This window comes from Pseudarthrobacter sp. MEB009, assembly GCF_030208875.1.
Taxonomy (GTDB): Bacteria; Actinomycetota; Actinomycetes; order Actinomycetales; family Micrococcaceae; genus Arthrobacter.
The window spans coordinates 1-13825 of record NZ_JARVTC010000021.1; the positions used below are offsets into that span (position 1 = coordinate 1).

At 66.6% G+C, this 13825-nt stretch carries 16 protein-coding genes and 1 riboswitch; of the genes, 10 read left to right on the forward strand and 6 right to left on the reverse strand.

Annotation, left to right across the window (positions count from 1 at the left end):
• From QRN07_RS18875 to QRN07_RS18890, 4 genes are all read left to right on the forward strand, one after another.
• On the forward strand, positions 1-244 hold a 244-nt coding region (locus QRN07_RS18875), incomplete at its 5' end, for a hypothetical protein (protein ID WP_285241894.1).
• Positions 245-493: 249 nt separating this feature from the next.
• A complete protein-coding gene (locus QRN07_RS18880; RefSeq protein ID WP_285241895.1) occupies positions 494-1516 on the forward strand; it encodes a zinc-dependent alcohol dehydrogenase in 1023 nt (340 codons plus the stop codon).
• A gap of 3 nt (positions 1517-1519) precedes the next feature.
• Positions 1520-1915: a 6-pyruvoyl trahydropterin synthase family protein gene (locus QRN07_RS18885; protein ID WP_050686088.1), complete on the forward strand. Its 396-nt coding sequence runs from the start codon at positions 1520-1522 to the stop codon at positions 1913-1915.
• A 3-nt stretch (positions 1916-1918) separates the two neighbouring features.
• The gene (locus QRN07_RS18890; RefSeq protein ID WP_285241896.1) at positions 1919-3034 is read left to right on the forward strand and encodes a glycosyltransferase; all 1116 of its coding nucleotides are present in this window, start codon (positions 1919-1921) and stop codon (positions 3032-3034) included.
• A 98-nt stretch (positions 3035-3132) separates the two neighbouring features.
• Here QRN07_RS18890 and QRN07_RS18895 read toward each other — a convergent pair whose 3' ends face one another.
• A complete protein-coding gene (locus QRN07_RS18895) occupies positions 3133-3765 on the reverse strand; it encodes a nucleoside deaminase (protein WP_285241897.1) in 633 nt (210 codons plus the stop codon).
• A 61-nt stretch (positions 3766-3826) separates the two neighbouring features.
• On the opposite strand from QRN07_RS18895, the gene QRN07_RS18900 reads away from it, so the two are divergent.
• The 3 genes from QRN07_RS18900 (at position 3827) to QRN07_RS18910 (ending at position 5765) form a co-directional block, all read left to right on the forward strand.
• Positions 3827-4579: a phosphatase PAP2 family protein gene (locus tag QRN07_RS18900; protein ID WP_285241898.1), complete on the forward strand. Its 753-nt coding sequence runs from the start codon at positions 3827-3829 to the stop codon at positions 4577-4579.
• Between the two features lie 70 nt (positions 4580-4649).
• Positions 4650-5285: a uracil phosphoribosyltransferase gene (upp, locus tag QRN07_RS18905; protein WP_050686092.1), complete on the forward strand. Its 636-nt coding sequence runs from the start codon at positions 4650-4652 to the stop codon at positions 5283-5285.
• 102 nt (positions 5286-5387) lie between these two features.
• Entirely contained in the window at positions 5388-5765 is a 378-nt protein-coding gene (locus QRN07_RS18910) for a glyoxalase superfamily protein (protein WP_050686093.1), read from the forward strand.
• A gap of 86 nt (positions 5766-5851) precedes the next feature.
• On the opposite strand, the gene QRN07_RS18915 is transcribed toward QRN07_RS18910, so the two are convergent.
• The 4 genes from QRN07_RS18915 to QRN07_RS18930 all read right to left on the reverse strand — a co-directional run bounded on the left by QRN07_RS18915 (position 5852) and on the right by QRN07_RS18930 (position 9662).
• Complete coding sequence (locus QRN07_RS18915; protein WP_285241899.1) at positions 5852-6301, reverse strand: YdeI/OmpD-associated family protein; 450 nt, start codon at positions 6299-6301, stop codon at positions 5852-5854.
• A 93-nt stretch (positions 6302-6394) separates the two neighbouring features.
• On the reverse strand, positions 6395-7129 hold the full coding sequence (locus QRN07_RS18920) for an aggregation-promoting factor C-terminal-like domain-containing protein (protein WP_285241900.1): 735 nt from the start codon (positions 7127-7129) through the stop codon (positions 6395-6397).
• Positions 7130-7134: 5 nt separating this feature from the next.
• A riboswitch (cyclic di-AMP (ydaO/yuaA leader) is annotated at positions 7135-7286 on the reverse strand.
• Between the two features lie 118 nt (positions 7287-7404).
• Complete coding sequence (locus QRN07_RS18925; protein WP_285241901.1) at positions 7405-8916, reverse strand: sensor histidine kinase; 1512 nt, start codon at positions 8914-8916, stop codon at positions 7405-7407.
• Positions 8917-8921: 5 nt separating this feature from the next.
• Positions 8922-9662: a response regulator transcription factor gene (locus QRN07_RS18930; RefSeq protein WP_285241902.1), complete on the reverse strand. Its 741-nt coding sequence runs from the start codon at positions 9660-9662 to the stop codon at positions 8922-8924.
• 701 nt (positions 9663-10363) lie between these two features.
• On the opposite strand from QRN07_RS18930, the gene QRN07_RS18935 reads away from it, so the two are divergent.
• Together QRN07_RS18935 and QRN07_RS18940 are read left to right on the forward strand one after the other, a co-directional pair.
• Positions 10364-11227 carry a winged helix-turn-helix domain-containing protein gene (locus QRN07_RS18935; RefSeq protein ID WP_050686100.1) on the forward strand — a complete coding sequence of 288 codons (864 nt, stop codon included), beginning with the start codon at positions 10364-10366 and terminating at the stop codon, positions 11225-11227.
• A gap of 66 nt (positions 11228-11293) precedes the next feature.
• Positions 11294-11821: a SixA phosphatase family protein gene (locus tag QRN07_RS18940; protein WP_050686102.1), complete on the forward strand. Its 528-nt coding sequence runs from the start codon at positions 11294-11296 to the stop codon at positions 11819-11821.
• Here QRN07_RS18940 and QRN07_RS18945 read toward each other — a convergent pair.
• On the reverse strand, positions 11799-12707 hold the full coding sequence (locus QRN07_RS18945) for a LysR family transcriptional regulator (RefSeq protein ID WP_050686164.1): 909 nt from the start codon (positions 12705-12707) through the stop codon (positions 11799-11801). The two genes, QRN07_RS18940 and QRN07_RS18945, sit on opposite strands and share 23 nt — an antisense overlap.
• A 72-nt stretch (positions 12708-12779) precedes the next feature.
• Here QRN07_RS18945 and QRN07_RS18950 point away from each other — a divergent pair, with 72 nt between their 5' ends.
• Complete coding sequence (locus QRN07_RS18950) at positions 12780-13754, forward strand: EamA family transporter (RefSeq protein WP_197273576.1); 975 nt, start codon at positions 12780-12782, stop codon at positions 13752-13754.
• Positions 13755-13825: the final 71 nt, after the last annotated feature.

The following is a 13825-nucleotide window of genomic DNA, read 5'->3' on the forward strand; positions in this document are numbered from 1 at the left end:
CACCCCGACCACGAACCACCCACCTGGCCCACCACCTGGACCCAACAACACCCCACACCCAACACGCCCCAACACCAAGCGCCAGAAACCCCAGCACCAGAACGGCAACACCAGGAACCACAACACCAAAGACACCAAGCAGCAGAACAGCACACCCAAGACGCTCCGCCACCTGAACACCACGTCCCCAACCGGCGCGCGCCGGAGCAGTCGGAACTACCAGACGCCCAGACATATCAGCTGACAACAGCCGATCCACATGCTTCGGCACCGGCTGACTCCAGCACACCTCATCGAAAAAGCAGTACCAAGCACCCGACCGGGCAAAGGGCAACCAAAAGGGGCCAGGCCTACGAGAAAGCCCCCGTCACCTAGTGCGATGCGGGAGGACTGTCCCGGGCCCTGAGTGTCCCGCTCCGGACCTTTTCAGAACGCACTCCACCGGCGTCGGGCTTTCCCCGGCTGCAGATATCCCGCTAGATTCATCAGTAAGATGACTAATTTCGCGAATCACACCCAAGCCACCGCGTACTGGACCACCGCGCGCGAGCACGGCGAACTGCGCTCCGAGGAATTGTCCGCGCCGGGGCCCGACGAAGCCCTGGTCCGCACGCTCTATTCCGGCATCAGCAAGGGCACGGAGATGGTGGTGCACCGCGGCTCGGTGCCTCCCCGGGTGGCCGAAGAGATGCGTGCACCGCAGCAGGAGGGGGACTTCCCCGGGCCGGTGAAATTCGGCTACCTGTCGGTGGGAGTGGTGGAGGACGGCCCCGAAGCCTGGCTGGGACAACGGGTTTTCTGCCTGAACCCGCACCAGGACCGTTATGTGGTGCCTATCAGCTCGTTGACCAGGATTCCCGCTGACGTGCCGTCCAGGCGTGCAGTGCTCACGGGAACTGTCGAAACAGCGGTGAACGCACTCTGGGAAGCCGGCCCCCGGCTGGGCGACCGCGTGGCGGTTGTGGGCGCAGGGCTGGTGGGCGGCATGGTGGCTACGCTGTTGCGGACGTTCCCGCTGGGGCGGCTGCAGCTGATCGACGTCGATGCGGACCGCGAGCAGCTCGCCGACGCACTTGGTGTCGACTTCACGCACCCCGATGACGCCCTGGCTGACTGCGACATCGTCTTCCACTGCTCCGCGTCCCAGAAAGGCCTGGAGCGAAGCCTGCAACTGGTTGGTGACGAGGGCGACGTCATTGAAATGTCCTGGTACGCCGACCGGGAAGTCACCTTGCCACTCGGCGAGGATTTCCACGCCAGGCGCCTCTCGATCCGCGCCAGCCAGGTTGGCGTCGTCGCACGGGCGCGCCGCCATCGCCGCACCAACGCGGACCGCTTGGACCTCGCCGTCCAGCTCCTGGCCGATCCCGTCTTCGAAGCTTTCCTCACGGGCTCGTCGCCCTTTGCTGACCTGCCGGACGTGGTCAGGGACCTCGCCAGCGGCGCGAGGAACGCGCTGTGCCACGTCATCGAATACCCCCAAGACCCCGAAGTCCCTTCCAGCCCGCAGAGGTAGCCCATGTTCAACCTGACCGTCCGTCGTCACTTTATGATCGCCCACAGCCTGCCGCGCGAAGCGTTCGGCCCTGCCCAGGGCCTGCACGGCGCCACGTTTGTCGCGGAAGTGTCATTCCGCCGGCGGAGCCTTAACAACGACGCCATAGTCCTGGACATCGGCGCCGCCGGCACGGTCATCGAAGGGGTGCTCGCCGGCCTGAACTACAAGAACCTGGACGAGCACCCCGACTTTCAGGGAAAGCTCAGCACCACGGAGGCGCTGGCGGAATACATCGCCCAAAAAGTTGCAGCGGAAATCAAGGAAACGGACGACGGCGGCCAACTGGAAGGCATCGACGTCACCCTGCGTGAAAATCCCGACGCCTGGGCCACCTTCTCGCTGGACCTCGCCACCTGAAACATGGCCCGCCTCCGCTTCCTGGTGCCGGCAAACATCCGCCACAACTCCGGCGGTAACGCCTACAACGCCCGGCTGGTGACAGGACTGGAATCACTGGGCGCAAAGGTGCAACTACTGGCCATCGAAGGGACCTGGCCGGACGCCTCCGCGAACCAGCGGCGGCGCCTCGGCTCACTTCTCGGCGCCTGGGACCATACCGCCGGAACGGCAGCTGATTCCAGGTGGCACACCACCCCTCCCATCCCGCCGGTAACCATCGTTGACGGGCTGGTGGCCGTCGGCGCACCGGACGAGATGGAATGGGCAGCAAAAGCCCGGCAAAACACGTGGGTCCTGGTCCACATGCCGGTTCCGGCATCGCAGGATCCCGGCCCGCAGGAGAGGGAAGGCCGGGCGCTGCGTGCGGCCACCGGTGTGATCTGCACCAGCGCCACCGCCGCAGCCACGCTTGCAGCCCGCCACAACCTCCGCCGGATCCATACCGCCCGTCCCGGGGTCGCCCCCGCCGCACTCGCCGCAGGCTCCGCGCCGCCGCATATCCTTGCCGTTGCCGCGCTGCTCCCCAATAAGGACCAGCTGCTGGCGGTATCGGCGCTTGTCCGGCTGCAGGACCTCGACTGGACAGCCGCCCTGGTGGGTTCCGACCAGGCCGACCCCGGCTACGCCGTGAAGGTCCGCGCGGCGATAACGGCCAACGGGCTGAACGGACGTGTGCGGGTTCCGGGCGAACTGGCCGGTCAGGAGTTGGCGAATGAGTGGCATGCCGCTGACCTGAGCCTGTTGGTCTCGCGGGCGGAAGCATTCGGCATGGTGGTCACTGAATCGTTGGCCCGCGGCATTCCCGCGGTCGTCCGCCACGGCACGGGGGCAGTCGAGGCGTTGGGGCTTGCGGGGTTGGTGGCGGACGACGGCGGGCCCCGGCTTCCCGGCACAACCGTGGCATTTCCCGAGGGCGGCGCAGACAGTCCGGCCAGGCTGGCGGGGGTTCTCCGGAACTGGCTCACGAAACCCGCCACCCGGACAGAGTGGCGGGACGCGGCCGGCGAAGCCCGGAAAGCCCTGCCTGGCTGGGCGGTGACGGCACAGTCCGTCCTCGATGCCCTCGCCGGCGCCTGACTCGGCTCCCGGCCAGCCCATCCCCAGGCCGGGTGCCCGGGGTCCGGACCGCCCGCACGCCTGGTGCCCGGCCAGCCAGCCCCAGGCGTGGCGCCCGGTCAGGACCCGTTCCGGTGTCCCGCAAAAAAGTCGCGGAGCAACACCGCACACTCGGCTTCGCGGACGCCCGGATAAACCTCAACCCAGTGATTGAGCCGGCGTTCCCGCAAGACATCGAAGACAGACCCCGCAGCCCCGGCCTTTTCGTCCCACGCCCCGAACACCACGCGGGGAATCCGCGACAGCACCACCGCGCCCGCGCACATGGCGCACGGTTCCAGGGTCACTACAAGGGTGCAGTCCGACAGCCGCCAGCCGTCCCCGGCCAGAGGGCCGGCAGCGGGCGTGCCAGCCACGGGCTTATCGGCCAGAGGCGCACCGGCGCCCGACGCGCCGCCCACGGGCTGGATCCCGCCGCTCCCCGCTGCAGTCTTGCCTTGCTCAGCGCCCTCGTAGCCGCGAGTGGCGGCAAGCTCCCGCAGCCGGGCAGCAGCAGCGCGGATGGCCACCACTTCGGCATGGGCCGTGGGATCGCCCAGTTCCTCGCGCCGGTTGCGGCCGTAGCCCAGCACCGCGCCGTCAGGGCCCACCACCACGGCCCCGATGGGAACATCCCCGGTGTCAAGGGCGCCGCGGGCTTCCGCCAGGGCAAGGCGCATCCATTCGTTGTGATTCATTCCAGCGGAGACCATGGGTCAATGATAGTTTCGACGGATATCCGGAACCCGTGACGCACTTTAGCCGGGAGGCACAATGAGCACCGTCAGAGACCGTGTGGACAAGTGGATCAAGCCATACGCAGCCCTTTGGCTGACCCTGATCATCGGCGGTGCCCTGGTCATCACGCTTGCCCTCCTCGGCGCCGAAGTCTATTCGGACGTGGTGGACGATGAGGGCCTTGCAAGCCTGGACCTGCCGGCACTTGACTACGCCCAAACGCTCCGCAACCCGGAAACCGACGCCTTCGTCACGGGCTTCACCAACGTAGGCGGCGGCATCGGCATGCCGATCCTGGCCAGCATCCTCACCGCGTGGCTGACGTTCCTTAGCCGCACCTGGCGTCCCATCCTTCTCGTTGCCGGCGCTGCAGCCGTGTCCACGCTGGCAACCACCGTAGGCAAAAGGCTGGTGGGCAGGACCCGGCCGGACCACGCCGAAGCCGTTCCGCCGTATGAGGATTCACCCTCGTTCCCCAGCGGCCACACCCTCAACACCACTGTGGTGATCGGTGTGCTCATCTACCTGATGTGCCTGCAGTTCGAACGGCTCTCCGTCCGCATTACCGCTATCGCCGTGGGCGGCGCCTTTATTGTCGCCATGGGCCTGAGCAGGGTCTTCCTGGGCCATCACTGGATGACGGACGTGATGGCAGGCTGGTTCCTGGGCCTGGCGTGGGTGGGCATGGTGATCCTGGCCCACAGGCTGTTCCATCTGACCCGCAGGAAGGCCCACGCCGGACCCGCGCCGACATTTGAGCACCCGGTCCTTCGCGAGGAGCAGAAGTAGCGCAACCCACAGTGCCTTTACGGGCCTGCACGCCCGATCCACCTGTTCGCCGGATGATAGTTTTAGACCCATGCGCACTCTTGTTGTGGACCACCCGCTGGTCGCCCATAAGCTCACCGTCCTGCGGGACAAAAACACCCCGTCGCCGGTGTTCCGGCAACTGACGGAAGAGTTGGTGACGTTGCTGGCTTACGAGGCCACGCGCGAAGTCCGCACCCAGCCCGTCACCATCGAGACTCCCGTCAGCACCACGGTGGGCACCGCCTTCACCAAACCCACACCACTGGTGGTTCCCATCCTGCGCGCGGGGCTGGGAATGCTTGAAGGCATGACCAAGCTCGTCCCCACCGCTGAGGTGGGTTTCCTGGGCATGGCCCGGGACGAGGAGAGCCTGGAAATCATCACCTACGCCGAGCGCCTGCCCGAAGACCTCACCGACCGGCAGATCTTCGTCCTGGACCCCATGCTGGCCACCGGCGGCACACTCCGCGAGGCCATCAAGTTCCTGTTCAAGCGCGGCGCCTCGGACGTCACCTGCATCTGCCTCCTCGCAGCACCGGAAGGCTTGGCGAAGCTGGAGGAGGAGCTGGGCGAGTCCAATGTGACAATCGTGCTGGCCTCCATTGACGAGCGGCTCAACGAGAAGTCCTACATCGTTCCCGGCCTCGGTGACGCCGGCGACCGACTCTACGGCATCGCAGGCTAACCAGCCACCGGGCCGCGCAAAAACTGCCGGCGCGGTCAGCGGTGGCCGAACCCGTGGCCAGGAGCCCTTTCCTGGCCCCGGCACCCGGGCTACCCTGAGCGGATGGACTGGAAACTTGAACTTGTACTGGTGCCCGTCTCCGACGTGGACCGTGCCCGGGATTTTTATGCGAACCAAGTGGGTTTCACCCTTGACCACGATCACCGGGTCAACGAGAACCTGCGCTTCGTCCAGCTGACCCCGCCCGGATCAGGCTGCTCCATCGCAATCGGCGAGGGGCTCTCAGATGCGCCGGCAGGGTCCGCCCCCAACCTGCAGTTGGTGGTTCCTGACATCCAGGAGGCGCACCGGCACCTGAAAGCCAACGGTGTGGATGTCACGGATATCTCGGACCCCGGCTGGGGTGAGTTTGTGTATTTCAAGGATCCGGACGGCAACCAGTGGGCCGTCCAGTGCATGGCTAAACTTCCACCCATGTAGCTGACGGCCTGCCGTGAAAATTCGGACGGGCACGCCAGGAGCCGGGTGACGTGCAAAGCCGGCTGGGGCGCTGGGGCGCTGAACGGCTAACCGTGCTGCTGGCCAGGGTTCAGGTCCGAGACTGCCTTGGCCACGCGCCTGGCCCGGGTCTCTTCGGTTTTTGCCAGGGCCAGGGGCTCTACCAGGCGCCGCTGGGCGCTGTAGTTCAAGGCGGCGTACGCGTCGGACGCGGTGCTGTCTGCAGCCAGCGCGGCCGCCAGGTCAGCGGGCACCTCCACCACGCGTGGTTCGGTGTCCACCACCACGTCCACCTCAACGGCGTCCCCCGCGCCCGCCCCTGTCAGCTCACGATTAGCTGCGCTCAGGCCGATCAGGTAATGCCCGCCCATAACGGCAATGCTGCTGCGGTAGGACGCCCCGTTCAGCGTCACCACCACCGGCGGCCGTTTTCCGGCCGCCAAGGCGTCCACAATGCTGGCCGGGACTTCGATGCCGGTCTTGTTGCCGGAGCCGGCAATAACGGTGGTGAATTTCATGCCCCTTAGTATGGTGCCCGCGGAAGCGCCGCGTCACCTGTAGGCGACCCGGCGGTCCCGGGGACGGGACCGCCGGGATGGACCCCGCGGCTCCTAGTACCAGTTGTTGGCGAGGTGGAAGTTCAGGGCGGCTGCGGGGGAGCCGTAGCGCTCCTTGATGTAGTTCAGGCCCCAGTTGATCTGGGTGCGGTAGTTGGTGAGGTAATCCGCGCCGGAGCTTGCCATCTTCTCGGCCGGCAGCGACTGGACAATGCCATAGGCGCCGCTGCTCGCGTTGGTGGCCGTAGTGGTCCAGTCGGATTCTTTGGTCCAGAGCGTCAGCAGGCTCTGCATCTGGTCCGCCGACCAGCCGTAGGATGCCAGCTGGCTCGCCGCATAGGCCTGCGCACCGGCAGGGTCATTAACCGCGACGACGGGAGCGGGCTCCGGCGCTGGGGCAGGCTCGGGAACCGGTGCCGGTGCAGGCTCGGGGGCCGGTGCAGGAGCGGCTTCCACGGCGGGCGCCGGTTCCGCGGCAGGAGCAGCCGGAGCGGGCTCGGCGGCCTGGGGTGCAACAGCGATCGGCGCCGCAGATTCGCTCGGCGCAGCCTGGATTTCGCTCTTCTCCAGGCTCAGTGAGGAGCTTGCCTCGGCGGCTTTTGTTTCAGCCGCCACCGGGGAGGTGACGGAGCTGGTGGCTTGGCCGGCGGCACCGACTCCCACCAGCAGGGCGCAGGACGCGGCGAGGATGGCCGTGCGCCGGCCCAGGACGGCAATGCCGCGCTTTTTGGTGTGGAATGGACTGTCGGCCCCATTTTTCGGGCGCGTTTCTACCGGGAATTCAGACATGATGGATCGCCTCTCACACCTGCGGAGTTAGCTGTCGGGTTCGGATGAGGGCATCCGGCCATCCGGAAAATTCACGAAAATGGCTTAACCCCAAGGGCACGCAGTGCCCGGGACTGTGGGTCCCCCGCCTCTGCCATGGGTCAAGAAGGATCCGGAAGCGGCAGAGCTAGGCGTCATCCGGACATGCGCCCCGAACGGGAACCGCACCCTTTCGACGGTACAGGAGTCCGAAGCTTAAGTCACATTTAGGTAACGGACATCACGACGGCGGCGTGTCAGGTTGTGGAGGCGGCCGCCGCGAGCGGGAGGGAGATGGTGAATTGCGTCCTGCCCGGCTCGGACGTCACCCAGACCTTCCCGCCGTGCGCCTCGATGATCGACTGGACGATGGAAAGCCCCAGCCCGCTGGTGCCCTCCGCGGCGGCGGCCCCGGCCTGGTCGCCGCTGCCTTTCCTGGCCGCGTCCGCGCGGGCAAAGCGTGAAAAGACCTGGTCCACGAACCCTGCCGGGATCCCGCCGCCGTCGTCCGTCACCGTGACGAACGCCGTGTTGTCGGCCGTACCCACCCCAGCCAGGACGGTGGTTCCGGCCGGCGTGTGTTTCCGGGCGTTCGAGAGCAGGTTCATCAGGACCTGACGGAGCTGGGCTGGATCGCCCGTGACCACCACAGGCTCGTCCGGCAGTTCGAAGCGCCAATTGTGTCCGGGTGCCATCACCTTCTCGTCGCTGACGCTTTCCACCACGAGTTGCGTCAGGTCCACCTCGCTGAGCTTCAGCGGCTGGCCCTCATCCAGCCGCGCCAGCAGCAGCAGGTCTTCCACCAGCGCCGTCATACGCTCGGACTGGCTCTGCACGCGTGCCAGCGAACGGGCACCGTCGGGCGTGAACTGCTCCGTCATGCGCATCAGCTCCGTGTAACCACGGATGGCCGTCAGCGGGGTGCGGAGTTCATGCGAGGCGTCAGCCACGAACTGGCGCACCTTGGTTTCACTTTTCTGCCTCGCCTGCAGCGCGCTGGCCACGTTGTCCAGCATCAGGTTCAGCGCGTGCCCCACGCTGCCCACCTCGGTGCCCGGATTGGAGTTCGACGGCGGGACGCGCACCGCGAGTGCCACCTCGCCGGCGTCCAGCGGCAGTTGGGAGACCCTCGTGGCCACTTCCGAGAGTTGTTCCAGCGGTTTCATGGTGCGCCGGATCAGGACGGTGCCGATCAGCCCGACCAGCAGGAGACCGCCCAGGGATACAAAAACGAATGTCCACACCAGCGATGTGAGCGTGCTGTCCTTGACTGCCAGGGGGAGCCCGGTCACCAGGACGTCGCCGAAAGAGGTTTCGACGGCCACCAGCCGGTAGCTGCCGTTGGACAGTTCCCGGTCCACTGGCTTGCCGTCCGTCGCCAGGCCCAGGAGGACAGGCTTGTCGTCAGCCGCGAGGGGGGTGCGGGTGGTGTCTGAGGCGAGGAAACCGCCCGTGTTCACCTGGCCGTTGCGGATGCTGGCGTTGACGGTGCCCACACTCTGGCCCCGTGCGTCCAGTGGGTCCCGGCCGTTGAAGCCGCCCTGCGGCGGGCGGCCGGGATCGTTGGCCCGCTCCGCCGCCTGGCTCAGCTGGGCATCAAGCTGGCGGGTGAGGAAGGCATCCATTGAGGCGTAGCTGACCACCCCCACCGCGCCGCAGATGGCGATCAGCAGGGCCATGGCCAACGCCACCAAGCGCGTCCGCAGATGCCAGGTGGCGGGTCGGAGCACGCTCCGGCGGGGTGCCTCCGGGGCTGGTGTGGTGGCCACAGAACCTACTCTGCAGGCTTGATGACGTAGCCGGCACCGCGCACGGTATGGATCATGGGCGGGTGCACGGCATCAATTTTTTTGCGCAGGTAGGAAATGTAGAGCTCCACGATGTTGGCCTGGCCACCGAAGTCGTAGTCCCACACCCGGTCCAGGATCTGGGCCTTGCTGATGACCCGCTTGGGGTTCTCCATCAGGTAGCGGAGCAGCTCGAACTGGGTGGCGGTCAGCTGCACGTCGTCACCGGCGCGGGTCACTTCCCGGGTATCGATATTCAGGACCAGGTCGCCCACCACCAGTTCGGAGGTATCCATGGCGGCCACCCCGGAACGCTGCACCAGCCTGTGCAGCCGCAGCAGGACCTCCTCCATGCTGAATGGTTTGGTGACGTAATCGTCCCCGCCCGCCGCCAGGCCCACGATCCGGTCATGGATGGCGTCCTTGGCCGTCAGGAACAGCGCGGGTACCTCCGGGGCGAACGCCCGGATCCGGCCCAGCAACTCGACGCCGTCAAAGCCGGGGAGCATCACATCCAGCACCAGGACGTCCGGGCGGAAGTCCTTGGCCAGCTTCACGGCCTCCGGCCCGTCCGCGGCCACGGCAACGGACCAGCCCGCCATGCGCAGGCCCATGCTCATCAGTTCGGAGAGGCTGGGCTCGTCGTCAACCACCAGGGCCCGGATGGGGGACCCGTCCGGGTGGGACAGCTGGGGGAGGTTGTTGGTCATGGAGTGCGAAGTGGCCATGGGACAACTCTCCGATCGTTCGGTTAAGCCCGGCTTTGGGGTTCCTGTGTCCAGGCTGTGAATCCCAGCCTAGCGACCTGGGTGCCGCTCAGGTTGGAACGTCCGCCGCAGCTGGCGGGAGTCCCGACCGGCTCCAGCGCTTTCGAAGAACGTCCAGGGGCCAGGCTGCAGGGATCTTGCGGGAGCGCACCGGGAACTTTTTCCGGAGAAGCCGGACATCGGCTGGACAGCAGGGTGCGGGAAGGGAGGAATTTTCGTGAATTCGGCTTGGCTGAAGTTCTTAATCCTAAAAGAAGGAATTGCCGAATATTGTTCTCAACAACATGGATTTTCCAGGTGCTGAACGGATAACGAACGTTATTCTTTACGCCGGACAGAATCGTGATCTGCAACACAAAAGCGCATTTTGTCTCACCATGCGGACGATGCCGTCCATTGTTACTTGCAAGTTGGCATTGTTACGCGTCACACTTCCAATGTGAACAAGAACTCAACAGCACCTGCAGCCGCAGAATATTGGCCCAGCACACCCGCTGCTGCCGACATGCGCTGTTGTCGAATGTACGCCTGACTTCCCACCCTCCGAAGTTCTTAGGCATTCGCCCCCAGCCCAGCGTCGGGCGTCCCTCCCCAATTCGCAGTGCGGGGAAACCCAGCATTCGAGCCGCCCAGGCGGCCATTCACATTGAGGTAAGCACAACATGACCGTTGCATCCGGATACGTCCACATCTCCGTCCGTAACGCCGCCAAGGCCGGCCAGCCCTCGGGTCTTCGCCCGGGCTTCGGACCCCGCCCCGCGCTGGCTCCCGCAGGCAGCGGAAACACCTTCCCTGCGCAGGGCTACGCCCCCCAGGGATATAACCCCAACTCCTACGGGCAGCTCCGCGCCGTTCCTGCCGAGCCCGCGCCCCTTACGGCCCCCACCCCCGTGATTGCCGGGCCCAACGCCGTCCGCCCTGTGGCGAACGAGAACGTGGCCCGGGGCTTTGTTCTCTACATGGGCATCGATGAGGAAACCGCCGCAGCCGCAGGTACCTCCATCGCCAAGCTCGCCCAGGAAATCCGGGCCTACGCCCAGTCCCTGGTCACCGGCGCCGAAAGCTACGCCGCCGTTGCCGTGGCTCCGGCAGGCACCCCCGGTTCCGCGCTCGACGTCGTCCGTTCCACCTTTGGCGACCCCACCGTCAACGCCCGCCAGCGCACCGAAACCCCGCGTCCCCAGCTTCCCCAGGAACCCCGGCCCTCCGGCGTCCTGATCGACCTGGCCCGCCGCGAGGTGCACCTGGACGGCGAGTCGCTGAACCTGACCTTCAAGGAGTTCGAACTCCTGAACTACCTGGTGGAAAACGGCACCCGCACGGTTGGCCGTGACGAGCTTCTTGAGGGGCTGTGGCGCAACGCCGAGGAAGTGCCCAATGAGCGCACCATCGACGTGCACATCCGCCGCCTCCGCTCCAAGCTGGGACGCCTGGCCAACACGGTGCGCACGGTCCGTGGCCAGGGTTACCGCTTCTACGAGCACCCCGAAGTTGTTGTCTGGGCCGCTCCGGAATACTCGATCTAGCCTTACCACCGCCCGGAGGCAGATGGCCGCCGCGGTTGGGTGCGGGGCGGACGATAGGCTTGGGCCATGAGTGAGCACCACGTAAAACGCCTGGTCCTGATGCGCCATGCCAAGGCTGACTGGCCGGGCGGGGTGGCCGACCATGACCGTCCGCTGGAGGAACGGGGGCACCGCGATGCGCCCGCCGCCGGCCGCTGGCTTGTGGACCATAACGTGCTGCCGGATTTCATCCTCTGCTCGAGCGCGCTGCGGACGCGGCAGACCTGCACCTGGGTGTGCTCGGAACTGGGCGATAAGGCGCCCACGCCCAAGCTGGAAGGTGGCTTGTACGCCGCATCCGCGCTGCGGATGCTCTCGGTGGTCAACCAGGTGCCGGATACCGTGACCACCCTGATGCTGATCTCGCACCTGCCCGGTGTCCAGGACCTGGCCATGCACCTGGCGTCGCGTGATTCGGAACATGACGCCTACATGGACGCCGCCACCCGGTACCCCACAAATGCCCTCACGGTGCTGGAGACGGAGAAGACGTGGGCTGAACTGGACGGCCAGGACGCCCGGATCACCAGCTTTACAGTTCCGCGGGCCCGCTGATCTCCCGCAGTATCGCTGCCACGTGCCTGATGCCCGGGCTGGCTGTCATGGTGCGGCGGTAGACGATCCCCACCTGCCGTGCCTGCGCCGGGTTGGTGACCGGCACGGCCACCACCTCCGGCGGCAGCACCCCCCGGCCCAGCCGCGGCACCAGGGCCACCACGGCGCCCTGCTGGACCAGCGCGATGTGCGTGGCAAAATCAGGATCGTAGACCTGGATGTTGGGCACCCGGCCCAGCCCGGTGAAGATCCGCAGCAGGGCTTCGTTGCAGATTGCCCCGTTGGGCGTACTGATCCACCGTTCCCCCACCAGGTGGGCCGGTTCAACCTCGGTCCGGCCGGCCAGCGGGTGGTCCCGATGGACCAAAACATCGGCCACGTCCTCGCACAGCCACTCGAGGGTGAGGTGCTCCGGAATCACCAGGGGAACTGAGTTCCAGTTGTGGACCAGGCCCAAATCGGCCTCTCCATTGGCCACGCGGGCCACCGCCTCCCGCGGATCCTCGGCCAGGACGCTAACGTCCAGCATGGTGCCGGCCGCAGCCAGGCGGCCCAGGAGGGGGCCCACCAGCCCCCGGCAGGCGGTGGAGAAGGCCACCACCCGGAGCTTGCCCTCGGGTTTTGCGGGATCGGCCAGCAGGGTGGACTGAAGTTCCTCCAGTTCGGCAAGGATCCGCCGGCCGTAGGCGGCCAGCGCTTGACCCCGCTCGGTCAGCAGCACACCGCGGCCCCGCCGTTCCAGGACCGCGAAGCCCGCCTCCTTCTCCAGCTTCTTGACCTGCTGGGAAACGGCCGAGGGGCTGAAGCCGATCGACTCCGAAGCGGCGATCACCGATCCGTGCTGTTCAACGGCTGCAAGGGCACGCAGTGAGCCAATATCGATCATGAAGCAAACGTACATTGTTTTATAAACAATTCAACGCTGGTGCTTCATTCGTCGGTCTGCGACAGTGAGACCATGAATCTCCGTGACACCCTGTTGGCCATAGCAGTCGCCGTCCTGTGGGGCTTGAACTTCGTGGCCATCGACATCGGCCTGCACCCCGCTGGCCAGGAGGTTCCGCCCCTGCTGTTTGTGGCCATCCGGTTTGTCCTGGTGGTGTTCCCCTGCATCTTCTTCATCCGGAAACCGGACGTAAGCTGGGCGGCAATCATCGGTGTCGGACTCTTTATGAGCGCCGGCCAGTTCGGGCTCCTCTACCTCGCCATGGCGCTGGGGATGCCCGCGGGCCTCGCCTCACTGGTCCTGCAGGCGCAGGTCTTGCTGACCATCCTGCTGGCGTCGATGTTCCTGGGTGAACGGCCCAGCCGCCGGCAGGTGGGCGGGGTGGTTCTTGGTGTGGCGGGCCTCGCCGTCGTGGCTACCGGGCGCAGTGCCGTTGCACCGTTGCTGCCCCTGGTGATTGTGCTGGCGGCGGCCCTTTCCTGGGCGGCGGGAAATGTCATTGCCCGGCGGGCCAAGGCGGCATCCGGGCTGGGCCTGGTGGTCTGGTCGGGGGCCGTGGTGCCGCTGCCGCTGGCCGGCCTGTCACTCGTGGTGGACGGCCCCGAAGCGGTGTTCACTACGCTGGGCAACCTGCAGGCACCCACCATCCTGAGCGCGCTCTACACGGCCGTCTTCGCATCGCTGGTGGGATACGGCATCTGGAACCGGCTCCTGGCCAGCCACCCGTCGTCGTCGGTGGTGCCGTTTACCCTGCTGGTGCCAGTGGTGGGGATGAGCGCCGCCTGGCTGGTGCTGGGTGAGGTGCCCTCGGGGCCGGAAGTTGCTGGCGGGCTGCTGCTCCTGGCGGGGGTGGCGACGGCGGTCCTCACCTTCGGGCGGGGCCGGCGCCAGAGCCGGCGCGCAGGCCTGGATCCGTTGACGGTAGACGGGGTTGACGGCGTGGACGGGGTAGGCGCCGCGGGTATGCGCGGGACCGGGGTGCGCTGAGCCGGGGTGCGCTGTGCCGACGTGCACTGCGGTGGCGTTTGTTGGGTTGGTGTTCGGGCGTGTGCTGCGGC